At 70.5% G+C, this 20582-nt stretch carries 22 protein-coding genes and 1 tRNA gene; 13 read left to right on the top strand and 10 right to left on the bottom strand.

The window, feature by feature from the left end:
- Positions 1–9: 9 nt before the first annotated feature.
- Positions 10–82: transfer RNA gene (locus QH270_RS20485), tRNA-Asn, on the bottom strand.
- A 203-nt stretch (positions 83–285) separates the two neighbouring features.
- On the opposite strand from QH270_RS20485, the gene QH270_RS20480 reads away from it, so the two are divergent.
- A complete protein-coding gene (locus tag QH270_RS20480) occupies positions 286–531 on the top strand; it encodes a hypothetical protein (RefSeq protein WP_110039640.1) in 246 nt (81 codons plus the stop codon).
- Between the two features lies 1 nt (position 532).
- Here the strand turns inward: QH270_RS20480 and dnaG are convergent, their stop codons facing one another.
- The 4 genes from dnaG to QH270_RS20460 form a co-directional block, all read right to left on the bottom strand.
- Positions 533–2455, bottom strand: coding sequence for a DNA primase (dnaG, locus tag QH270_RS20475; RefSeq protein ID WP_280344898.1), 1923 nt, complete (start codon positions 2453–2455; stop codon positions 533–535).
- A 23-nt stretch (positions 2456–2478) separates the two neighbouring features.
- A complete protein-coding gene (locus tag QH270_RS20470; RefSeq protein WP_280344895.1) occupies positions 2479–3732 on the bottom strand; it encodes a deoxyguanosinetriphosphate triphosphohydrolase in 1254 nt (417 codons plus the stop codon).
- 6 nt (positions 3733–3738) lie between these two features.
- A complete protein-coding gene (locus QH270_RS20465; protein ID WP_280345017.1) occupies positions 3739–4317 on the bottom strand; it encodes a YdcF family protein in 579 nt (192 codons plus the stop codon).
- Between the two features lie 119 nt (positions 4318–4436).
- The gene (locus QH270_RS20460; protein ID WP_280344892.1) at positions 4437–5369 is read right to left on the bottom strand and encodes a LysR family transcriptional regulator; all 933 of its coding nucleotides are present in this window, start codon (positions 5367–5369) and stop codon (positions 4437–4439) included.
- Between the two features lie 83 nt (positions 5370–5452).
- Here QH270_RS20460 and QH270_RS20455 point away from each other — a divergent pair, with 83 nt between their 5' ends.
- Positions 5453–5866 (top strand): DoxX family protein, encoded by a 414-nt coding sequence (locus tag QH270_RS20455; protein WP_280344889.1) that lies wholly within the window; start codon positions 5453–5455, stop codon positions 5864–5866.
- A gap of 10 nt (positions 5867–5876) precedes the next feature.
- Here QH270_RS20455 and QH270_RS20450 read toward each other — a convergent pair whose 3' ends face one another.
- Positions 5877–6554, bottom strand: coding sequence for an MBL fold metallo-hydrolase (locus QH270_RS20450; protein ID WP_280344886.1), 678 nt, complete (start codon positions 6552–6554; stop codon positions 5877–5879).
- Positions 6555–6626: 72 nt separating this feature from the next.
- On the opposite strand from QH270_RS20450, the gene QH270_RS20445 reads away from it, so the two are divergent.
- The 3 genes from QH270_RS20445 to QH270_RS20435 all read left to right on the top strand — a co-directional run bounded on the left by QH270_RS20445 (position 6627) and on the right by QH270_RS20435 (position 9415).
- Positions 6627–8615, top strand: a complete 1989-nt coding sequence (locus tag QH270_RS20445) for a TPM domain-containing protein (RefSeq protein ID WP_280344883.1) — start codon at positions 6627–6629, stop codon at positions 8613–8615.
- A 56-nt stretch (positions 8616–8671) separates the two neighbouring features.
- A complete protein-coding gene (locus QH270_RS20440; RefSeq protein WP_280344880.1) occupies positions 8672–8977 on the top strand; it encodes a GyrI-like domain-containing protein in 306 nt (101 codons plus the stop codon).
- Positions 8978–9049: 72 nt separating this feature from the next.
- Positions 9050–9415: a DUF732 domain-containing protein gene (locus QH270_RS20435; RefSeq protein WP_280344878.1), complete on the top strand. Its 366-nt coding sequence runs from the start codon at positions 9050–9052 to the stop codon at positions 9413–9415.
- Here QH270_RS20435 and QH270_RS20430 read toward each other — a convergent pair.
- Together QH270_RS20430 and QH270_RS20425 are read right to left on the bottom strand one after the other, a co-directional pair.
- Positions 9412–10683 carry a phthiocerol/phthiodiolone dimycocerosyl transferase family protein gene (locus tag QH270_RS20430; RefSeq protein ID WP_280344875.1) on the bottom strand — a complete coding sequence of 424 codons (1272 nt, stop codon included), beginning with the start codon at positions 10681–10683 and terminating at the stop codon, positions 9412–9414. The genes QH270_RS20435 and QH270_RS20430 overlap by 4 nt on opposite strands.
- A 146-nt stretch (positions 10684–10829) precedes the next feature.
- Positions 10830–12230, bottom strand: coding sequence for a glycine--tRNA ligase (locus QH270_RS20425; protein WP_432420391.1), 1401 nt, complete (start codon positions 12228–12230; stop codon positions 10830–10832).
- A gap of 173 nt (positions 12231–12403) precedes the next feature.
- On the opposite strand from QH270_RS20425, the gene QH270_RS20420 reads away from it, so the two are divergent.
- The 6 genes from QH270_RS20420 (at position 12404) to QH270_RS20395 (ending at position 16893) form a co-directional block, all read left to right on the top strand.
- Positions 12404–12754: an ArsR/SmtB family transcription factor gene (locus QH270_RS20420; protein WP_110039590.1), complete on the top strand. Its 351-nt coding sequence runs from the start codon at positions 12404–12406 to the stop codon at positions 12752–12754.
- Positions 12726–13208, top strand: coding sequence for a Fur family transcriptional regulator (locus QH270_RS20415; RefSeq protein WP_280344869.1), 483 nt, complete (start codon positions 12726–12728; stop codon positions 13206–13208). Before QH270_RS20420 ends, QH270_RS20415 begins: the two co-directional genes overlap by 29 nt.
- Positions 13209–13299: 91 nt before the next feature.
- On the top strand, positions 13300–13590 hold the full coding sequence (locus QH270_RS20410; protein ID WP_280344866.1) for a hypothetical protein: 291 nt from the start codon (positions 13300–13302) through the stop codon (positions 13588–13590).
- Positions 13590–15440: an alpha/beta hydrolase gene (locus tag QH270_RS20405; RefSeq protein ID WP_280344864.1), complete on the top strand. Its 1851-nt coding sequence runs from the start codon at positions 13590–13592 to the stop codon at positions 15438–15440. The genes QH270_RS20410 and QH270_RS20405 overlap by 1 nt, the downstream gene beginning before the upstream one ends.
- A complete protein-coding gene (locus tag QH270_RS20400) occupies positions 15437–15952 on the top strand; it encodes a hypothetical protein (RefSeq protein ID WP_280344862.1) in 516 nt (171 codons plus the stop codon). The genes QH270_RS20405 and QH270_RS20400 overlap by 4 nt, the downstream gene beginning before the upstream one ends.
- A 143-nt stretch (positions 15953–16095) precedes the next feature.
- Positions 16096–16893 (top strand): ESX secretion-associated protein EspG, encoded by a 798-nt coding sequence (locus QH270_RS20395; RefSeq protein WP_280344861.1) that lies wholly within the window; start codon positions 16096–16098, stop codon positions 16891–16893.
- 6 nt (positions 16894–16899) lie between these two features.
- Here QH270_RS20395 and QH270_RS20390 read toward each other — a convergent pair whose 3' ends face one another.
- Both QH270_RS20390 and QH270_RS20385 read right to left on the bottom strand, forming a co-directional pair.
- Complete coding sequence (locus QH270_RS20390; RefSeq protein ID WP_280344859.1) at positions 16900–17736, bottom strand: hypothetical protein; 837 nt, start codon at positions 17734–17736, stop codon at positions 16900–16902.
- 134 nt (positions 17737–17870) lie between these two features.
- Positions 17871–18626 (bottom strand): GTP-binding protein, encoded by a 756-nt coding sequence (locus QH270_RS20385; protein ID WP_280344856.1) that lies wholly within the window; start codon positions 18624–18626, stop codon positions 17871–17873.
- 126 nt (positions 18627–18752) lie between these two features.
- Here QH270_RS20385 and QH270_RS20380 point away from each other — a divergent pair, with 126 nt between their 5' ends.
- Both QH270_RS20380 and QH270_RS20375 read left to right on the top strand, forming a co-directional pair.
- Positions 18753–19199 (top strand): Zn-ribbon domain-containing OB-fold protein, encoded by a 447-nt coding sequence (locus tag QH270_RS20380; RefSeq protein WP_280219515.1) that lies wholly within the window; start codon positions 18753–18755, stop codon positions 19197–19199.
- The gene (locus QH270_RS20375) at positions 19192–20391 is read left to right on the top strand and encodes a lipid-transfer protein (RefSeq protein WP_280344853.1); all 1200 of its coding nucleotides are present in this window, start codon (positions 19192–19194) and stop codon (positions 20389–20391) included. Before QH270_RS20380 ends, QH270_RS20375 begins: the two co-directional genes overlap by 8 nt.
- Positions 20392–20582 lie beyond the last annotated feature (191 nt).

Raw genomic sequence — 20582 nt, 5'->3', positions numbered from 1 at the left:
TGGTCAAAGCTCCCCCATCTGGACTCGAACCAGAAACCTGCCGATTAACAGTCGGCTGCTCTGCCAATTGAGCTATAGGGGAATGATGCCCCGAGTGGTTGCACTCGGTCGGTCTGCCTTGGCGGGCTGACCGAGATGAAACTTTAGCGTATGGCCTCGCCGGTTCCCAAATCGGGGCACTACCTGCGGACATGCGGCGGTTTGTGGTGCGTGGGCGGGTCGACAGGGGTGGGGCCGCTGGGGCAGGATGGAGCGCGCACACAGACGTGGGAGGAGCTCCAGGAGATGCTGCGGTTGATCATCGGCGTAGCGGCCGGTTATGTGCTGGGCACCAAGGCCGGGCGCGCGCGCTACGAGCAGATCAGTGCGGCGACCAGAGCCGTCACGGGAAGCCCGGTCACCAGGAAACTGGTGTCGGTGAGCCGGCAGAAGCTGTCGGACAAGTTGAGCACCCGCCCGCAGCTCGAGCCCATGGAGCCGATCGACGAGCGCACCACCGTGCTGGTGCCGCACGACCAGCTGCGCCGCTGACTCAGACCCCGGCGGGGTCGGTCTCGCTGCCCATCGCCTGGGCGGCGAGGCTCTTGCGGTACTGCTCGAGCGCGACCAGGTCGCCGAACAGGGTCATGTAGGTGTCGGGTTCCTCGCTGGCCGACAGGCGCTGCAGCTTGGATTTGAGCTCGGCGATCTGACGGCCGACCCAGGCTTCCTGGGTGCGCGCGAGAATGCCTGTGATGAAGCGCGGCACATCGGACTGCGATCGCACGGGCAGCTGCTCGTTGGCGAGTTCGGAGACGAGCGCGCGGATCATCAGGTCGTCGGTGTGGTCAGCGACAGCCGCGACCCACTCGGCGCCGCCGAGCCCGGCGGCCGTGCCGCCCGCCTGCGCGATCATGATGCGCACGGCGACATAGGCGGGGTGGGTGAAGGCGGCCGCGTCGATGGAGTCGAAGACGGCGCCCGCGATGCCGGGGTATTGCAGTGCGGCACTGAGGGTTTGCCGCTGGGCGTAGAGCGCCGGATCGTTCGGTGCCGGACGGACCGAGGAGTCCTCTTCGGTCTTGGGCGCCGCGAACGGCGCGGCACCCGGCCTGCCGGCGGGCGCGTTGCCGCCCATGCGGTTCTTCTTGGCTTCCTCGCCGACGCGGCGCACGACGAGCTGGATGTCGTCCCAGCCGACCCAGCCGGCCAGCTTGGTCGCGTAGCCCTTGCGCGTCGCGTTGTCCTTGATCTGGGCCACCACGGGCACCGTGCGACGCAGCGCCTCCACGCGGCCCTCGACGTCGTCGAGGTTGTGTTCGGCGAGCAGGCCGCGGATCACGAACTCGTAGAGCGGGGTTCGGCGCGCGACCAGGTCGCGCACGGCCGCGTCACCGGAGCGCTGACGCAGCTCGCACGGATCCTGGCCGTCTGGCGCGACGGCGATGTAGGTCTGGCCGGCCAGGCGCTGGTCGCCGCTGAACGCCTTCAGGGCCGCGGCTTGGCCCGCCGCGTCACCGTCGAAGGTGTAGATGATCTCGCCGCGCCAGAAGTTGTCGTCCATCAGCAGCCGGCGCAGCACCTGCAGATGCTCCTCGCCGAAGGCGGTGCCGCAGGAGGCCACGGCGGTCTTCACCCCGGCCAGGTGCATCGCCATCACATCGGTGTAGCCCTCGACGACGACGGCCTGGTGTCCCTTGGAGATCTCACGCTTGGCGTGGTCGAGACCGAACAGCACCTGGGACTTCTTGTACAGCAATGTCTCCGGCGTGTTCACGTACTTGCCGGGCATGGTGTCATCGTCGAAGAGCTTGCGCGCGCCGAACCCGATCACCTCGCCGCCCAGGTTGCGGATCGGCCACAGCAGGCGGCGGTGGAACCGGTCGATCGGGCCGCGCTTGCCCTGCTTGGACAGCCCGGCCGCTTCCAGCTCCTTGAATTCGAAGCCCTTGCGCAGCAGGTGTTTCGTGAGCACGTCCCAGCCGCCGGGAGCGTAGCCGCAGCCGAACTGCTGGGCGGCGGCGCCGTCGAAGTTGCGGTCGGTCAGGTACTTGCGGGCCGTCTCGGCCTCGGGCTCGCGCAGCTGTGCCATGTAGAACTCGTGCGCGGCGGCATTGGCGGCGACCAGCCGGGAGCGGGTGCCGCGGTCGCGCTGGACCGAGGTGCCGCCGCCCTCGTAGTTGATCTGGTAGCCGATCCGGTCGGCCATCTGCTCGACGGCCTCGACGAAACCGATGTGCTCGATCTGCTGCAGGAACTTGTAGACGTCACCGCCCTCGCCACAACCGAAGCAGTGGAACAGGCCGTGGTTGGGCCGCACATGGAACGACGGCGACTTCTCGTCGTGGAACGGGCACAGCCCCTTGATCGAGTCGGCGCCCGCTCGTTTGAGCGCGACGTACTCGCCCACTACGTCTTCGATCCGGACACGTTCACGGATCGCCGCGATATCGCGATCTGGGATTCGTCCGGCCACGAGAGAAGTCTAGTCGGCCGCTCTCAGCGGCAGTCCAGCGAGGCGGCGACGCGCTCGAAGCGGCTCTCGGTGTAGGAGGCGATCTGGTCGATCACCACGCGCACGCGGGCGGTGTCGTCGGTGGCGGCGTTCCACCACGGCAGCATCACAGCGTCCAGGTGGGCGGGCGCGGTGGTGACCAGCCGGTCGGCGACGGCCTGCACCCGTTCCCGCTGGGTCTGCTGCCTGGCCAGGTGCCCGCGATCGGAGCGCACGTAGCGCAGGGCGACCGTCTTGAGCACGGCGACCTCGGCGGCCACGATCGGCGGCACGATCAGATCGGCCTGGTAGCGGGTGAGCGGGCCGCTGCCCTGATGTTCCCGCGTGGCGGCGATCGCGGCGGTGGCGAAGCGGCCGACCAGCTCGCTGGTGAGGCGCTTGAGCGCCACCGACGCGGCGAACGTGCCGTCGTAATCGGCGGCGTCGGCCACCACGTCCAGCTCGGACAGGCGCTGGGCGGCGGCGGCGAGCGCGTCGATCGACTGGTCGGGATGCTGACCGTGGCCCTGTTCGGCGAGGGCGGCCTGCTCGGCGGGGTCGGCCAGGGCACGCAGGTCGATCCGGCCGACGATCACGCCGTCCTCCACATCGTGCACCGAGTAGGCGACGTCGTCGGACCAGTCCATGATCTGGCATTCCAGGCTCTGCTTGCGCTCCGGCGCGTCCTTGCGGATCCAGGCCAGGCGCTCGAGGTCGTCTTCGTAGGCGCCGAACTTGGTACCGGAACCGCTTCTGCCCCAGGGGTATTTGAGGGTCGCGTCCAGGGCGGCGCGGGTCAGGTTGAGGCCGGCGCTGTCCCCGGCCGCGTCGAGCACCTTCGGCTCCAGCCTGGTGAGGATGCGCAGGTTCTGCGCGTTGCCCTCGAAACCGCCGAATTCGTCGGCGAATTCGTCGAGCGCGCGTTCGCCGTTGTGGCCGTAGGGCGGGTGGCCGATGTCGTGGGCCAGACCCGCCAGGTCGACCAGGTCGGGGTCGGCGCCGACGCCGTCGGCGATGCTGCGGCCGATCTGGGCGACCTCGAGCGAATGGGTGAGCCGCGTGCGCGGGGTGTCACCCTCCCGCGGTCCCATCACCTGCGTCTTGTCGGCGAGGCGGCGCAGGGCCGCCGAGTGCAGGACGCGGGCACGATCGCGGGAGAACTCGCTGCGGTGTCCCTTGCCCGCCGCACCGGGCCACGCGGTCTTACCCGGTTCGTGGACCATCCGTTCCCGGTCGTGCGGAGTGTAGCTGTCGCTCATCGGATCTCACTGTCCCGCCGTGTATGAGAAGTCTGCCGAGAAATGGGTGAGCTGGTACCACAGCAGCGCGCCGGTCTCGCGGGCGATGCCGTGGAACTGCGATTCCCTGGTGTAGACCGCCGGTCCGGTGCGGGTCGGCGCGGTCCACGCGTCCAAGCCGGCGTCGCGAGCCATCGTCCTGGTGCGCAGTGAATGCCACGGATCGCTGACGAGTACGGCCGATGACATGTCGCGCGCCCGCATCGCGGTCGCCACCGCTTCGACGCTGCGCAGGGTGTCGGAGCCGGTCTCGACGGCGAGGATGTCCTCGCTGGGCACGCCCTTGTCCTCGAGGTAGCGCTTGCCGGAGGCGGCCTCGGTGAAGAGGTCGCCCTCCTGCTTCCCGCCGACGGTGATCACCCGCGGCGCCACGCCCGCCTCGTAGAGCCGCCAGGCCTGGTAGAGCCGCGCCTCGAACACCGACGACGGCGTGCCCGAGTACTGGGCGGCGCCGAGCACCACGATCGCGTCGGCCGCGGTGTAGTCGTCGATCCGCGCGACCTGCCAGACCCGCACCGCGGTGCCGGCGACCAGCACGATCCCCATGAGCACCGCGCCTGCGATCAACCGGCCGACCCAGCGCGACACCGCGGACCCGAACCCGTGTGGGCGGGCAGCGGCCGGGGCGGGAGCGGTCGTGCGCGGGAAACCCGATCTCATCCTGATCAGTCTGCCAGGTCGGGCCGACAGCCGATCAGGCCAGCGGTCACCGCCCGATTCCGGTCCGGTGAACGCCCGTCGGCGGGTGCGTCATCGTCCCAGGACACGGTCGCGGCCAGCTCGACGAACGAGCGCACCAGCGGGCTCGGCGGGCCGCCGCGCCACGCCAGCACGAGACTGTTCGGCGCCTTGTCGACGAGCGGGACCACGGCGAGGCCCGCGGGCACCGGATGGCCGAGCGGGGTGAGCCCGACGGTGCCGTTCCACAGGACCGTCTGCCTGCACTCGGTGGCGGTGCGTACCACCGGACCGGTGTCCGGGTCGGTGGGATGGGACCAGTAGCGACGCCAGACCGGATCGGCGTCGGCGGGCAGCTGGAACCACTGCCGGTCGAGGAGGTCGCTCAGGTGCAGGCTCGCGCGGCCGGCGAGCGGATCCTCGGCGCGCAGTACGGCACCGACCGGCTCGGTCCGCAGTACCCGGGTGCCGAGACCGGCGCCGTCGAAGGGCGTGCGAGTGAGGGCGACGTCGACGAGCCCGGCGCGCAATCCCGCCGTCGGGTCGGCGAAATCGCCCTCCCTGATGCGGATCCGGACCTCGGGATGCCGGGCCCGGTAGGCCGCGGCGAGCCGGGCGCCCGCGTCCTCGGCGATGGTCCCGATGGTCAGCACCGACGCGCCCGCCGCCGCCGCGACCGAGTGGCGCAGCTGATCGGCCCGGGCCAGCAACTCGCGCGCCTCGTCGTAGAGCGTGGCACCGGCGGCGGTGAGGGTGACACCGGACGGTGAACGGCGCAGCAGCGTGGCACCGAGATCGATCTCGAGCTGTTTGATCGCTCTACTCAGCGGCGGCTGGGTCATGTGCAGCCGGGCGGCCGCGCGACCGAAGTGGAGTTCATCGGCCACCGCCGTGAAATATCGCAGCAGACGCAAATCCATGAGCTGCGACGATACCCGCCGGGTATCGGGCGCGCACGGATCGGACTTGGACGCGGTGTCCGTCCCGATGGTCGGGTGGAGCCATGAGCGTCGTTGTCCTGATCGGACGGATCCTGTTCTCCGCGTTGTTCATCGGCGCGGCCATCGGTCACCTGACCGCAGCCGAGGACACCGCGCGATATGCGGCGGCTCGCGGGGTGCCCGCGGCCCGAGTCGCGGTGTACTCCTCCGGGGTGGTCATGCTGATCGCCGGGACGAGCGTCCTGCTCGGTGCCTGGGGCGATGTCGGAGCGCTGCTCCTGGCGGTCTTCCTGGTCCCGACGGCCTTCCGCATGCACGCGTTCTGGACCGAGACCGACGCCGAGACCAGACAGCACGAGATGGTGCACTTCAACAAGGACATCGCCCTCGCCGGTGCCGCGCTGGTGTTCTTCGCGGTGTTCGCGGCCACCGACCTCGGCCTCACCCTCACCGGGCCGGCGTTCTCCCTGCGCTGAATGGACCGCGTCACCAGCCGCGTTCGCGCCATTCGGCCAGGTGGGGGCGTTCGGTGCCGAGGGTGGTGTCGTCGCCGTGGCCCGGATAGACGACCGTGTCGTCGGGGTAGCGGTCGAAGAGCTTGGTGGTGACGTCGGTGAGGAGGGTGTCGAAGTCGGCCGGGCTGTGCGTCTTGCCCACTCCGCCGGGGAAGAGGGAGTCGCCGGTGAAGAGGTGGGTGCGGTTGCCCTCGTCGACCAGGGCGAGGGCGATCGAGCCGGGGGTGTGGCCGCGCAGGTGGATGACGGCGAGGGACAGCTCGCCCAGCTGCACGGTGTCGCCGTCGGCGAGGAGACGGTCCGGTGGGACGGGGAGGGAGCCGGCGTCGAGGGGGTGGGCGGCGGTTTCCACCGCTAGCGCCGTGCTGACCTCGGTGAGCGCCTGCCAGTGGTCGGGGTGTTGGTGGGTGGTGATCAGCAGTTCGACCCGGCCTGGAGCCTCTTGGCCGACCAGTTCGAGGATGCGGGTGGCGTCGTTGGCGGCGTCGATGAGGACGGTGGCGCCGGTGGCCGTGTGCTGCACGAGGTAGGTGTTGTTGTCCATCGGGCCGACGGACATCTTCACGATGCGGGCGCCGGGGACATCGCGCTGTTCGGCGGGGCCACCCGCGGTGACATGACCGGTGTAGGAGCGATCGACTGTGACCATGCGCCGATCGTAGAAGCCACGCCTCGCGCCGTCGTACCCGCGTGGGCGGGCGCTGCCCGTTAGATTCGACACATGCCGCCGTCGCTGAAGAGTTCGGCCCCCGGATTGCTGTGCGCGCTGCTCGCCGCGCTGAGTCTGCTGTGCGCGCCGACGGCCACGGCCGAACCGCCGTCGCGGATGGGTCCGCAGGTGGTCGACTCAGCCGACGTGCTCAGCGGCGCCGACGAGAGTCGGGTGCTCGAGGCGGTCGACCGGCTCTACCGCGAGCACCAGGTCAAGCTGTGGGTGATCTACGTGCGCGACTTCGCGTCGATGGCGCCACGGGACTGGGCAGAGCGCACTGCCGAGCTGTCCGGCTTCAGCGATCGCGACCTGTTGCTGGCGGTCGCGGTCGACGACCGGGGTTACTGGCTGAACGGCACCCTGCCCACGGAGGTCAGCGACGGCGAACTGGATTCGCTGCTGGCCGCAACGGTGGAACCCGCGCTGCGCGACCGGAAATGGGCGCAGGCCGGGGTCGACACCGCCGACGGGATCGGCGCGGCGATGCGCGGCACCGGTGTGCCGTGGGGCTGGCTGATCGGCATCGGTCTGGTGGTCGTGGCCGGCGCGGGCGCGCTGATCCTGTTCTCCCGCAAGCGGCGTCGCGACGCCGATCGTGCCGAGCTCAGTACCGCGCGCGGACTCGATCCCGCCGATTCGTCCGCCCTGGCGAAGCTGTCGCTGCCGACGCTGCACGCGCTCTCCCGCGAGCGGCTGGTCGAGATCGACGACGCGGTGCGCACCAGCGACGAGGAATTGGCGCTGGCCACCGCCGAATTCGGGGAGACCGCGGTGACTCCGTTCCGCGCCGCCCTCGACGCCGCCCGGGCCGCGACCGCGAAAGCATTCACGATCCGGCAGCAACTCGACGACGCCATCCCCGAAACCCCCGACCAGCAGCGCGCCCTGCTCGTCGAACTGCTGTCCACGGCGGGCAAGGCCGACCGTGAACTCGACGCCCAGGTCGCCGATTTCGACGCCATGCGCGACCTGCTCATCGACGCGCCCGCGCGGCTGGACGGGTTGACCCGCGACATCGTCGACCTGACCGCACGGCAACCCGCCTCCGAAGCCGAACTGGCCCGGCTGAATGCGGCCCATCCGGCGACGGTGCTGGCCCCGATCGCCGACAACGTGCGGATGGCCACCGAGCGGATCCGCTTCGCCGAGCACAACATCGACACCGCCCGCGCCGCGCTCACCCAGCCGGTGGGCCGGCAGGGTGGCGCGGTCGCCGCGATCCGCGGTGCCGAGGCGGCCATCGGCCAGGCCCGCGCCCTGCTCGACGCGGTCGACCAGGCGGCGACGAACATCCAGCAGGCGCGCGACGGACTGCCCGCCGCGCTCGACGAATTGCGCGCCGACCTCACCGTCGCCGCCGGCCTCACCGAATTCGGCGGTGCCGAACTGGCCGCCGCCGTCACCACCGCCACCACGACGGCGGACCGCGCCGCGGCCACCGCCGACACCGACCCGCTCGATGCGTTCCACGACGCGGTGTCGGCCGACGCCGAGCTGGACCGGGCGATCGCGGCGGCCTCGGATCGCAAACTCGCGGTGGAGGATCTGCGCCGCAGGCTCGAGCGCGCACTCACCGACGCGGACGCGCGGGTCGCCGCCGCGTCCTCGTTCATCACCACCCGGCGCGGTGGCGTCGACGCCGAGGCGCGCACCCGGCTCGCGGAGGCGCAGCGTCATCTCACCGAGGCGCGCGGGCTCGCCGCCTCCGCCCCGGATCGCGCGCTGGTCAGCGCGCAGACCGCCGCCGGGCTGGGCGGGCAAGCCCTGCAACAGGCGCAGGCGAGCGTGCGGGCCTGGGAATCGCGTCAACCGGTGGCGGGCGGCGGCTCGCAGGCGGGTGCCGTCCTCGGGGGCATCCTGCTCGACGGTTTCCTGCGCGGCTCGATCGGCGGCGCGACGCGCCGTGGCGGCGGCGGATTCGGCGGCGGCGGGTACCGGCCGGGGTCGTACGGCGGGTCCTCGGGGTCGCGCCGGGTGAGCCGGGGCGGCCGATTCTGACCCGCGCTTGACCCTGACATCGGCTCGCGCGGGCGGGTATCGCCATCGCGGGACCGGTGATCGCCTACTACGACGCGCGCGACGACGGGACCGTCGGCGTGCACGCGTGCGTGCCGGTGAACGTGGAACCCGATGCGGCGCCGGGATTCTCGATCGTCGATCTGCCCGCGGTCGAGAAGGTGGCGACGACCGTGCACCACGGCGACGTCGCCGGGATCGGCGCGGCGTGGCAGGCGCTGGGCCGCTGGGTGGAGGACAACGGATACCGCACCGCCGCGCCGGTCCGCGAGGTAACACTGGAGTGGACACCAGACCCCGCCGACTGGGTCACCGAACTCCAGGAGCCGATCACCCCGCGTTGATCGTGGCTTGGGAATTGTTGTCGGACAGTCGATCTAGGGTTACGGCAGATCGATCGAACGAGGACGCGATTCATGCTGAAGTATCAGGTCACCGCTGCGGCCGCCGCGTGTGCCATGGTCCTGGCGGGCGCCGGCCTGGCCCAGGCGGCGGATCCGGAGGGCGAGAAGCTCTTCCTCGACACGGCGCGGAACTACTCGCCGTCGCTGTTGTGGCAGGCCGACGAGGGCCTGCTCGACGTGGGCTACGCGATGTGCGCGGTGTTCGACTCGCGTGGCGTGAGCCCCGAGGTGGTGGGCAAGGTCATCGAATTCGGTACGGAGGGTGGATTCTCCGAGCCGGAGACGCGCAATCTCCTGGGCGCGGCCACCCGGGGGCTGTGCCCACAGCACGGTGACGCGCTCATGATCGCGTTCGACGAGATGGTCGCGGGGGGCTAAGCGCTGGCCGCTCGCGCGGCGGCGGGGTGGCCGGTCAGCTCGGCGGCGAGCGCGGGCAGCAGTTCGGTCGCCCGTGGGCCGCCGCCGAGCCTGGCCAGGGTGAGGCGGCCCAGATAGGTGTAGACGAGGAACGTCACGGCGGCCGAGGCGCCGGTGGACGGGCGGGGGTGCGCCGAGAGGTAGACGATCTCGTAGTCGTCGAGGATCAGGCCGGTGGGCGCGCGGAAGGTGGGCACGGTCCCGGTGTTGGTCAGCGCGATGTGTCCGGCGGTGGAGTGCACGCGGCTGGGCCCGAAGAAGTCGGGGAAGTGCAGGACCGACTGTTCGATCACGCCGCCGGCCAAGTCGTCGTGCAGGGCGGTACCGATCCGGCGGGCGAGCGCGACGAGGTCGTCGGTGCCGGTCACCTCGGTGGTGAAGGCGGCCAGGCCGGAGATGTTGGTGCCCGCGGCGGGCGCGAGCGGCGGATCCAGGCGCCTGCGCAGGTCGACGGGATAGAGGCAGCCCACCTCCTCCACGCCGTAGAGCGTCGCGAACGCACGCAGGGCAGCCGCGGTGACCAGGCCGTTCACACTCACCGCATGAGTACGCGCCAGGTCCAGGACCCACGCGGTCTCGATGGGGTCCAACTGGATTCGAGCGGGCCGAGCCAGGGCGGGCGTGGCGGGTGGCGACGGCTCGATCACCCCGACGGCGTCGGCGACGACCAGCGGCCGGACGATGGGCTCGAGCCCTGACCGCGGGCCGCGCACGGTCCCCCGCTGGGCCAGCAGCGATTCCAGCGACACCGGGTACGCCCTGGCGGCGGCCGCGATAGTCCCGGTCTCCACATGGTCGGTGTAGTAGTCCCACAGCCGCGCGAACAGTTCCACGCAGTGCCCGGCGTCGGCGACGGCGTGATGCACGAACAGCGTGACCCTGGCCCGATCCTCTTCGGCGAGAACCGCGTCCAGATACGCCAGCTGATCGGCGGGATCCATCGACTCGGTCGGAATCCTGACCTCGTCGGGATCACCGAAACTCACCCAGGCGCCGACCGGGTCGATGTGCCCGGGGCGCAACAGGATTCCGTTCTCCTCGGCGTCCTCGACGATCCGGGCCACCAGGATCGGGAAGGCGCGCTGCAAGGCCGCGAAGGCCGCGCCGAGCGCCGCCGCGTCCAGTTCACCGCGCACCGTCACCGAACGTCCGGTGTAGGTGGCGTGCCGCACGAATCGCTGTTCGGAGGGGTCGAGTACCCGCACCACGTCTTCCGGTTCCCACAGCACACCGGACACTGTGCGGCACGCGGCCGACGGACGCAAACCGTCGGGTACGCAGTGTGATCGCCCGCACGACACGCGGCCGCCGCGACCGGCCCGCGACACGACGAAGCCCGCGCCGGGTGCGGGCGCGGGCTTCGGTCAGCGACGGATCAGGCGCCGAGCAGGTGGGTGGCCAGGTAGCTCTCCACCTTGTCCAGCGCGATGCGCTCCTGGGCCATCGAATCACGCTCGCGGATCGTCACGGCCTGGTCGTCGAGGGTGTCGAAGTCGACCGTGATGCAGAACGGGGTGCCGATCTCGTCCTGACGGCGGTAGCGGCGGCCGATGGCGCCCGCGTCGTCGAAGTCGACGTTCCAGTTGCGGCGCAGCTGGGCGGCGAGGTCCTTGGCCTTCGGGGTCAGGTCGGCGTTGCGCGAGAGCGGCAGTACCGCGGCCTTGACCGGCGACAGGCGGCGGTCCAGGCGCAGCACCGTGCGCACGTCGACGCCGCCCTTGGCGTTGGGGGCCTCGTCCTCGGCGTAGGCGTCGACCAGGAACGCCATCAGCGAACGGGTCAGACCGGCCGCCGGCTCGATGCAGTACGGGATGTAGCGCTCGCCGGAGGCCTGATCGAAGAAGCTCAGGTCGGTGCCGGAGTGCTCCGAGTGCGTCTTGAGGTCGTAGTCGGTGCGGTTGGCGATGCCCTCGAGCTCGCCCCACTCGCTGCCCTGGAAGCGGAAGCGGTACTCGATGTCGGTGGTGCCCGCCGAGTAGTGCGACAGCTTTTCCTTGGGGTGGTCGTAGAGGCGCAGGTTGTCCGGATCGATGCCGAGGTCGGTGTACCAGGCCAGGCGGGTCTCGATCCAGTACTTGTGCCACTCGGCGTCTTCGCCGGGCTTGACGAAGAACTCCATCTCCATCTGCTCGAACTCGCGGGTGCGGAAGATGAAGTTGCCGGGGGTGATCTCGTTGCGGAAGCTCTTGCCGATCTGGGCGATGCCGAACGGCGGCTTCTTGCGCGCGGTGGTCTCGACGTTCTTGTAGTTGACGAAGATGCCCTGCGCGGTCTCGGGACGCAGATAGTGCAGGCCCTCTTCGTCGTCGACCGGGCCGAGGAAGGTCTTGAGCAGGCCGGAGAAGTTCTTCGGCTCGGTCCACTTGCCGGGCTGGCCGGTCTCGGGGTCGTTGATGTCGGCCAGGCCGTTGGCCGGCGGGTGGCCGTGCTTCTCCTCGTAGGCCTCGAGCAGGTGGTCGGCGCGGTAGCGCTTGTGCGTGTGCAGCGACTCGACCAGCGGGTCGGAGAAGGTCTCGACGTGGCCGGAGGCCTCCCAGACCTGGCGCGGCAGGATCACCGAGGAGTCGAGGCCGACGACGTCGTCGCGGCTGGTGACCATGCTGCGCCACCACTGCCGCTTGATGTTCTCCTTCAGTTCGACGCCCAGCGGACCGTAGTCCCACGCCGACTTGGTGCCTCCGTAGATCTCACCGCACGGGTAAACCAGGCCCCGGCGCTTGGCGAGGTTGGCAACGGTGTCCACCTTCGACTTGGGTGCCACGCGAGATTTCTCCATCCCTAGGGAGTCGGACAGTACTGACGACAAGGGTATCGGCACCGGCCAAACCCTTTTGCACCGCACGGGGGAATGCCGCCGGCCGCTTCGCCTCGCGGTCGTTCGCGCGCCACATTCGACATGCGCACTTTTGCATGTCAAAATGGCATCGGTTTCCATTAAGGAGTTGGTTGATGACCACCGATGCCACGGCCGCGCACGCGCACAGCCCGTATCACTCCCCCGCCCCGGCGACGGTTCCCGCCCGCCAGGTGCTCGAGGACGCGGGTGAGCTGTTACGCGCGCTGGCCGCGCCGGTGCGGATCGCGATCGTGCTGCAGTTGCGCGAGTCGCCGCGCTGCGTGCACGAGCTGGTCGACGCGCTCGGGGTGACCCAGCCGCTGGTCAGCCAGCATCTGCGCATCCTCAAGTCCGCGGGCGTCGTGCACGGCGAACGCTCGGGCCGCGAGGTGCTCTACGAACTCGTCGACGACCACCTGGCGCATATCGTCATCGATGCCGTCGCCCACGCCGAGGAAGGGTAAACCGTTGGCAGACAATCCCGCCGCGAAGCAGGTCGGAGTTCGCAGCACCCGTCAGCGCAGCGCGATCTCGGCGCTGCTCGGTGACATCGACGAATTCCGCTCGGCCCAGGAGCTCCACGACGAGCTCCGCAAACGCGGCGAGGGCATCGGCCTGACCACCGTCTACCGGACCCTGCAGTCGCTGGCCGACGCGGGCATGGTCGACGTGCTGCGCACCGACTCGGGGGAATCTGTCTACCGCCAGTGCTCCAGCGGCCACCACCATCACCTGGTGTGCCGCCACTGCGGCCGCACCGTCGAGGTGGCCGGTCCGACGGTGGAGGCGTGGGCCGAGGCGATCGCCGGTGAGCACGGTTTCACCGACGTCAGCCACACCCTGGAGATCTTCGGCACCTGTCGCGAGTGCGTGTGCGAGCACGCCGCCGCGACGAAGGACCAGCCCGCCTCCGTCTAGCCGATGTGACTCATGTCACACCATGGAACCCCCGCTTCGCGTGGCCCGTCCAACCTTCACGACGAGACCGATCCGCGCGGCAGGGGGATTCGTGAGCACGCTGGGTGTGGAACCTGATCAGTTGGCGACGCTGGCCACGACGTGGCGGCGGGAGGCGGGCGAGGTCGGCGCGCTGCCGTGGACGGCGAGCGGCGAGGCCACGGGCGACGGCAGCGATGTCCTCGCCGCGGCGCGCGCCCTGGCCGATCCGGCGCAGCAGGCCATGACCGCCATCGCGACCAGGTTCACCACCCTGGCCGACCTCGTGGACACGTTCTCGGCCGACATCCAGGCGGCGGACGGCGCGGTCGCGGACGAGATCGGGAAGCTGAGCCCCCGCTGATGCGGCCCACGATTCCCCAGCTGGACGGCTGGAACCTCGCCGGCCTGCAGCGCACCGCCGATGCCGCTCGCGCCAACGCCGATGTCGTGTCCGCCTCGGTCGACGACTGCTCCCGCGCGGTCTCGGCGCTCGGGTCGTGGCACGGCCACACCAGGGACGCCGCGGGCAGGCGCATCGATGAGGAAGTCGACCACGGCTACGAAGTGCGCACCGTGCTCCTGCGCATCGCCGACGCGGCCGCCGACGCTCATCTCGGCCTGAACCACGCCAGGACCTACGTGCTCGGCCAGCGCGATCTCGCCGTCGGCCAGGGGTTCTCGGTCGAACCCGACGGCCGGGTATCGCACCCCGACCCCGACAAGGAGGGCGCGGCGGGCGTCTTCCAGCTCAACCTCTTCGGTGGGCTCGACGAGATCGAGCGGCTGGACAACCAGTTCGGCACCAGCCTGAAGGAGTCGCTGGCCGACCTCACTGCCATGCGCGACGGCCAACCCGACATCACCCTGCCCGACGGCACCGTCCGCGACCCCGACGCGGTCGCGATCCAGCTGGCCGCGATGTCCGCCGACGAGCGCGCCGCCTTCCTGTCGGGGCTGAGCCCGGAAGCGCAGCGGCAGTTGGTGATCGCGGCGCCGGAGAAGCTGGGCAATCTCAACGGGGTGCCGTTCTCGATGCGCGTCGAGGCGAACGAGATCGTCATCCGCAACGCGCTGACCACCGAGAAGGCGAAAGCCGACCCGGACGAGTCCCGCGTGAAACAGCTCGAGGCGATGCTCGCGCCCATCCCGAATCCGGAGGGGACGGGCACGCTCGACACCACGGCCGCCGCGACCGCGACGCCGCGCCTGGACATGGTCGATCGCAAGTTCGTCATGTTCAGTACCGAGGGCAACGGCCGGATGATCGAGATGCTCGGTGAGATGAAAGCCGGTGCGCCCGGCGTCGGGGTGTACGTGCCCGGCACCTCGACGAACCTGAACGGCTCCGGCTCCAATCACGTCGCCGCCTGGAATCTCGCCGACAAGACCGGCGGCCCCGTGTTCCTGTACATGGAGGGCGATTTCCCGCAGAGCCTGACCAGCCTCTCCGACGGTGCCCCGAGCCCGCGCTTCGCCGCCGACATGGCGCCGCGGCTGGTCGAGTTCGGCCGCGAGCTCGACCGCGAGGTCGCCACGAGCATGCCGGGCACGCCGGTGACGTATGTGGGTCACTCCTACGGCGGCTCGATCGTCGGCTCCGCCGAACAGCTGGGGCTGCGCGCCGACCGGATCCTGCACGCGTCGTCGGCGGGCACCGGTGTGTTCGACACGGGCTGGAACAATCCGAATCCCGATGTCCGGCGCTATTCGATGACCGCGCCGGGCGACCTGATCGGCGTTGTGCAGTCCTACCCCGAAAGCGGGCTCACCGTCCCGGGCGGCATTCGGCTACCGGGTAACCCGCACGCCTCCGAAGCCCTCGGCGGAGACCCCGACGAGGCGCCCGGGGTCATCCGCCTCGACACCGGGTTCTACGGCAGCGCGCGCGACGGTCACGAGGCAGGCGAGGTCATCTTCGGCACCGACGGCCACGGCGGCTATTGGAACGACCCCCGGTCGACGGCGTTCGAGAACATCGCGGGCGTCATCGCGGGAACCGGCGCGACCGCCTACGTGGAACGCGGCATCGAGACCGACGTCGTCGATATCGGCTTGGGCGACAACGGAAACGGCGGCAAGGAAGGGTTCGACGCCGCGAAGGCGGCCGCGGCGGCGCAGACGGCCGCGGCCCTCGGCCTCGAACTCGACCCCTACGCCGATCCCCGGATCACCGACAATCCCGGCCCCGGCGCCCGGATCGGAATCCGATGAGGGCCCGCGCCGCGCTGGCGGCGCTCGCGATGGTCGTCCTGACGAGCTGTTCGCTGGAGGAGACGTTCAACGGCGAGCAGGGCCCGAGCAACGAAGACGTCCTGGCGGGCAGCGGTCTCACGGTGGCCGCGGCCCGACCGATCGTCGCCGACAACTTCTCCCTGGTCTGGCCGGAGCCCGTGACCATCGACCCCGGCGCGGTCGACGTGAGCGAGGGCTGTCGGTCGAAGATGACCGACATCGCGGCCGCCGGTCCGCCGTGGCGGCCCCGCTACGAGCAGACCGTGGTCGACCCGCCGCAGGAATTCATCGATCGCGCGCTGACAAACCTGGCGGCGCTGACCACACGCGGCTTCACCCTCACCCCGAGCCAGAACCCGGCCCAGGATCCGATGAGCAAGACTTACACCGACAGTCGGGGATTCTCGGTCGCGTCCTGGCGGGAGACGGCCGGGCCGAAGCGGGAAGTGCGATTCTCGATCACCGCCACCGCTCCCTGCGCGGCCGAGTGAGGGAGCACACCACCGACTAGACTCGACACCGCCGTCACCGCTCGAGACGAGCGCTGCTGTCTATGCCAGGAGGGGATAGGTCGAGATGACAGTGCGGGAACGTGCACGGACGGCGGTCGGACCGGGCGTCAGAGGGTGTGTGGGTGTCGAGATCGGTGGAGACCGCGACAGTGCAGCACGCTGAGTTCACCGGCTCCGAGTTCGAGATCCTGTGGTCCGGCTACGGGCGTGACCGCCTCCCCTACCCCCTGCAGTACCGCACCGACATCGCCGAGTTCGACGCGTTGAAGGCACATCGGGAGGCCGCCGTCGAAAGCCTGCTGCGCAAATACGATCCGGCGATCGAGCACGCGCTGACCGTGCTGCTCGACCCCGACGCCAGGATCGAGTCCAAAGGGTTCGTCGGCCAGGATGATTCGAACGTCATTCGATTCCACGGCGCGATTCGCGGCAATCGGGGGGCGACGCTGGCACAGGCGCCGGGCACCGCGGCCGACACGGGCGGGGACGTCACCCTGACCTACTGCACCGCGGGCCAGGTCGCCGCGCTCACCGTCGCTGCCCTGCCGCGCGCGAAGCCGGGCACCAAGCCGCCGGTGGAGGTGCGGCGCGAGCAGCTCGCCGCCGAGGAGGAACACTTCGAGTACCGCGCGGGCCGACTCAGCTCGGCCGAGCAGCTCAACCGCATCTTCCATCGCAAGCGCCGCGCGTTCGGGGAGATCTCCGCCTTCTCCGGGCCCGCCGTCGACGCCCGCCCCAGCCCCGGCCGTGCCTTCTGGTGGATGGACTACGACGACGGACGCTACTACGTGAAAACGGGCGACCCGATCATCGCCGAACCGCTGCCCGCCGAGCGCATGATCGCGGGAATCCACCGCATGCTCGCCCGCGCCCAGCGCTACCACCAGGAATTCGGCGGCGACGACGAGATGCTCGCCTGAAGCGGCTCACCAGCTGCCTGTGAACAGCGCCAGCAGCGCGGGCGCCGGATCGGCCACCGTGGTGATGTTCGCCAGCGCGACCACCGCCGAGGCCGCCGCGGCCGCGACGGTCACCGCCGCCAGCGCGGCGAAGGTCCGGCGCGCCCGTCGATCCTCCGCACCGGCCCGCGCGCGCCACAGCCGGACACCGGCGGCGACGAAGGCGACGGCCGTGACGCAGGCGATCGCGATCATGGCCTGGTGGTAGCGCACGAAGTCGTCGAGCAGCACCGCCACCGCGGGCAGCAGCGTGCCGTCGGCGTGAATCGAGTCCGCCAGATTCCGGGTCAGCTGATTCAGGACTCCGGCGAGTTCCCGGTGGACCGGTGGCTCGGTCAGCATCGGCAGCGTCGAGGCGTAGGGCGCCACCACACCCTGGATATTGGCCATCGTCGCCACGACAGCGAACAGCGCCAGCGCCGTCACCAGACCGCTCACCACGCCGAGCCGGACCGGCCGTTCCGCCACGAGAAATGCCCGCCACAGCCGCACGCTCAGCGTCACGAGGACGATCACCAACAGCCCGGCGAGCACCGCTTTGGCCAGGTGATAGCGAGACCAGTACTCGACGGTCGCGGCCAGTGCGGAGGACAGCGCCCGGTCGCCGGTGTCCCAGTATTCGACGAAGCCCGCTCGCACCGCACTGCGCACGTCGTTTTCGTCGTGGAGTCCACCGCCGGGCGCACTCCCGGCGAGCATGCGCGGGGCGAGGACGAAGGCACCGCCGAGCACCACTGCCGACACCGCGGGCAGCAGGAGCGAACGCCCGTCGCCACCTGCCCGAGTCCGCGACTCAGAACTCATGCGCCACCCCTGTCCTCGGCGGGCCACCCGCCTCGGCTCGATCGTACCGGGAAGGACCCGGCCGCCCGCTCACCAGGCGTGATACCGAACAGGCGGCCCCGCAGGATGTTTCGACCATCGTGGTAGGCCGTGGCTCAGCAGTCGAGGGAGTGCTCGGGTTGCCACACGTGCAGGGGCGACGGGAGATAGCGGACGATCGCGTCCAAGAGCGGGGCGACGTCGTCAACGGCGGGCGCCGGGTCACACAGCACGGGGACGGCTTCGCCGATGTGGGTGAGTCGACGGATCCGGTCGACCAGCTGCTCGGCGGGAACCACGGCCGAAGCGATGTCCTGTTCCAGCACCGCGGTCATCAGGTCGCGGTAGCGCCGTTCGGCGACGGGCCAATGGTCGCCGAAGAATTCGGCGGCCATCGGCGCGAGCGACCACATCGGCACCACGTCGATCACGCCCTCGAAACCGGGTCCCGCGCCCATCGGCGAGTGCAGCGCCACCGGCACGGCACCGCGGATGTCGGCGATGGCGCGCACGCAGCGATCGAAATCGGCGGCGGGATGGTCGAGCCCGGTCACCAGGCACAGACGGGCGACCTGATGATCATCGGCCATGCGCAGGATGGACTCGAGCCGCGGCGCGCGCCGGACGGCGGCGTGCACGACGGTGATCACCCCGTCGGCGACCCGGATCGAGCGCTCGAGCTCGGCGACGGGCGCACGGCTCGACAGTTCGGCGAGGTGGACGGTGTGCTCGGCACCGTCGACTGACCAGGGGATCGGGCCGGACTCCGGGCCGCCGCGGCGCAGGCGGCGCCGGAGGCGCGCTGTCTCGTCGGGGTCTCCGATGATGGTGACGTTGCAGATCGTCTGCGGGTCAATGGCGGCGGCGCCCAACGGTCCTCCAGATCGACTCGAGGGTGGTGGCCATCGGTGGTTTCCGGCTTCACGGTAGCGCCCGCCGGGCCTCGGTGGTGCGAGTTTCCGCACCAAAATAGAACGTGTTCCTATATCGTCGGCCGGGTGCAGAAAGAACAACGCCCCGCGGTCGCGGGCTGGTTCACCGCGGACGACGGCGCGGTACGCCTCCAGGGCAGTCGCTGCGACGTGTGCGGCACACCGTACTTCCCCCGGAATACGCTGGCTTGCCGCAATCCGCAGTGCGCGGCCCCCAAGGACGGCTCCGAACTGGTCGACTACCAGTTCTCCACGCGCGGCCGGATCTGGTCGTACGCCGACGCCCGCTACAAGCCGCCGCCGCCCTACGTCTCACCCGAGCCGTTCGAGCCCTACATCGTGGCCGCGGTGGAACTCGAGGTGGAGAAGATGGTGATCCTCGGGCAGGTGGTGCGCGGGATCTCCGTCGACGACCTGGCCGTCGGCATGCCGGTCGAACTGACAGTCGGCGTGCTCTACGAGGACGAGGACGCCGAACACACGGTGTGGATGTGGAGGCCCGTCGATGCCTGACACGAATCGCGATATCGCCGTCCTCGGTGCGGGCATGCACCAGTGGGGCAAGTGGGGCCGCAACTTCGTCGAGTACGGGCTGGTCGCGGCGCGCGCCGCGCTGGCCGACGCGGGGATCGACCACCGGGATGTCGGCTACATCGCCGGGGCCGACACCATCCGCAACGGGTACCCGGGCTTCGTCGCGGGCGCGACGTTCGCCCAGGCCCTCGGCTGGTCGGGCGCCCGGATCTCGAGCAGCTACGCGGCCTGCGCCTCGGGTGCCCAGGCCATCGCCAACGCCCGGGCGCAGATCCTGGCCGGCCTGACCGACGTGGCGTTGGTCATCGGCGCCGACACCACCCCGAAGGGGTTCTTCCAGCCGGTCGGCGGGGAACGCCGCGACGATCCGGACTGGTTGCGTTTCCACCTGCTCGGCGCGACCAACCCGATCTATTTCGCGTTGTACGCCCGCAGGCGGATGGCGCTGCACGGCGCGACGCTCGAGGATTTCGCCGCCGTCAAGGTGAAGAACGCCCGGCACGGCCTGAACAACCCGTACGCCCGCTACCGCAAAGAGGTGACGGCCGAGGACGTCGCCGCCTCGGCGATCGTCTCGGACCCGTTGCGGCTGCTCGACATCTGCGCCACCAGCGACGGCGGCGCCGCCCTGGTGCTGACCTCGATGGACTACGCGCGCAGGCACGGCATCGCCGAACCGGTGCGCATCCGGGCGCTGTCGACCGTCACCCCCACCTTCCCGAAGACCGTGCTCGACCTGCCGGATTTCGCGACGGACTCCGCGGTGGCCGTGGCGCCGCCGGAGCGTCCGTTCCGTTCCGATCTCGCGCACGCGGCCTACGAGGAAGCCGGGCTCGGCCCCGACGAGCTGTCGTTCGCCGAGGTCTACGACCTGTCCACCGCGCTGGAGCTGGACTGGTACGAGGACATCGGCCTGTGCGAGACCGGCGGGGCGGAGGAACTGCTGCGCAGCGGCGCGACCACCCTCGGCGGCCGGGTGCCGGTGAACCCCAGCGGCGGCCTCGCCTGCTTCGGCGAGGCGATCCCCGCCCAGGCGATCGCCCAGGTGTGCGAGCTGACCTGGCAGTTGCGTGGACAGGCCGAGGGCCGCCAGGTGGCCGATGCCCGCGCAGGCATCGCGGTCAACCAGGGCCTGTTCGGCCACGGGTCCGCCCTCATCGCGACCCGCTGATCCCCTAGACGCCCCGAAAACCCGGGCCAGGCCGGGGGGTTGCGGGGGGGGGGGGCCGCCGTTGCGCCCCTGTGTTTTGTCGCGGGCCCGCGCCGGGCCGGAACTCGGCACAGTTACTTCACGAAACCGATCTTGGTGTAGTCGAGGGAAGCCAGGCCGGCCGCACCGTAGTTCGCGAGGGTATCGCGCAC

Origin of the sequence: Nocardia neocaledoniensis (genome assembly GCF_029868625.1) — a bacterium.
Classification (GTDB): Bacteria; Actinomycetota; Actinomycetes; order Mycobacteriales; family Mycobacteriaceae; genus Nocardia; species Nocardia neocaledoniensis_A.
Note: the sequence above shows the minus strand (reverse complement) of the source record. Positions and strands in the feature narration are given on the sequence as shown.

Coding starts and splice junctions, on each gene's coding strand:
- QH270_RS20480 (WP_110039640.1), top strand. CDS start 286: ATGCTGCGGTTGATCATCGGCGTAGCGGCCGGTTATGTGCTGGGCACC.
- QH270_RS20470 (WP_280344895.1), bottom strand. CDS start 3,732: ATGAGCGACAGCTACACTCCGCACGACCGGGAACGGATGGTCCACGAA.
- QH270_RS20465 (WP_280345017.1), bottom strand. CDS start 4,317: ATGGGGATCGTGCTGGTCGCCGGCACCGCGGTGCGGGTCTGGCAGGTC.
- QH270_RS20460 (WP_280344892.1), bottom strand. CDS start 5,369: ATGGATTTGCGTCTGCTGCGATATTTCACGGCGGTGGCCGATGAACTC.
- QH270_RS20455 (WP_280344889.1), top strand. CDS start 5,453: ATGAGCGTCGTTGTCCTGATCGGACGGATCCTGTTCTCCGCGTTGTTC.
- QH270_RS20450 (WP_280344886.1), bottom strand. CDS start 6,554: ATGGTCACAGTCGATCGCTCCTACACCGGTCATGTCACCGCGGGTGGC.
- QH270_RS20445 (WP_280344883.1), top strand. CDS start 6,627: ATGCCGCCGTCGCTGAAGAGTTCGGCCCCCGGATTGCTGTGCGCGCTG.
- QH270_RS20435 (WP_280344878.1), top strand. CDS start 9,050: ATGCTGAAGTATCAGGTCACCGCTGCGGCCGCCGCGTGTGCCATGGTC.
- QH270_RS20425 (WP_432420391.1), bottom strand. CDS start 12,230: ATGGAGAAATCTCGCGTGGCACCCAAGTCGAAGGTGGACACCGTTGCC.
- QH270_RS20420 (WP_110039590.1), top strand. CDS start 12,404: ATGACCACCGATGCCACGGCCGCGCACGCGCACAGCCCGTATCACTCC.
- QH270_RS20415 (WP_280344869.1), top strand. CDS start 12,726: ATGCCGTCGCCCACGCCGAGGAAGGGTAAACCGTTGGCAGACAATCCC.
- QH270_RS20405 (WP_280344864.1), top strand. CDS start 13,590: ATGCGGCCCACGATTCCCCAGCTGGACGGCTGGAACCTCGCCGGCCTG.
- QH270_RS20400 (WP_280344862.1), top strand. CDS start 15,437: ATGAGGGCCCGCGCCGCGCTGGCGGCGCTCGCGATGGTCGTCCTGACG.
- QH270_RS20390 (WP_280344859.1), bottom strand. CDS start 17,736: ATGAGTTCTGAGTCGCGGACTCGGGCAGGTGGCGACGGGCGTTCGCTC.
- QH270_RS20375 (WP_280344853.1), top strand. CDS start 19,192: ATGCCTGACACGAATCGCGATATCGCCGTCCTCGGTGCGGGCATGCAC.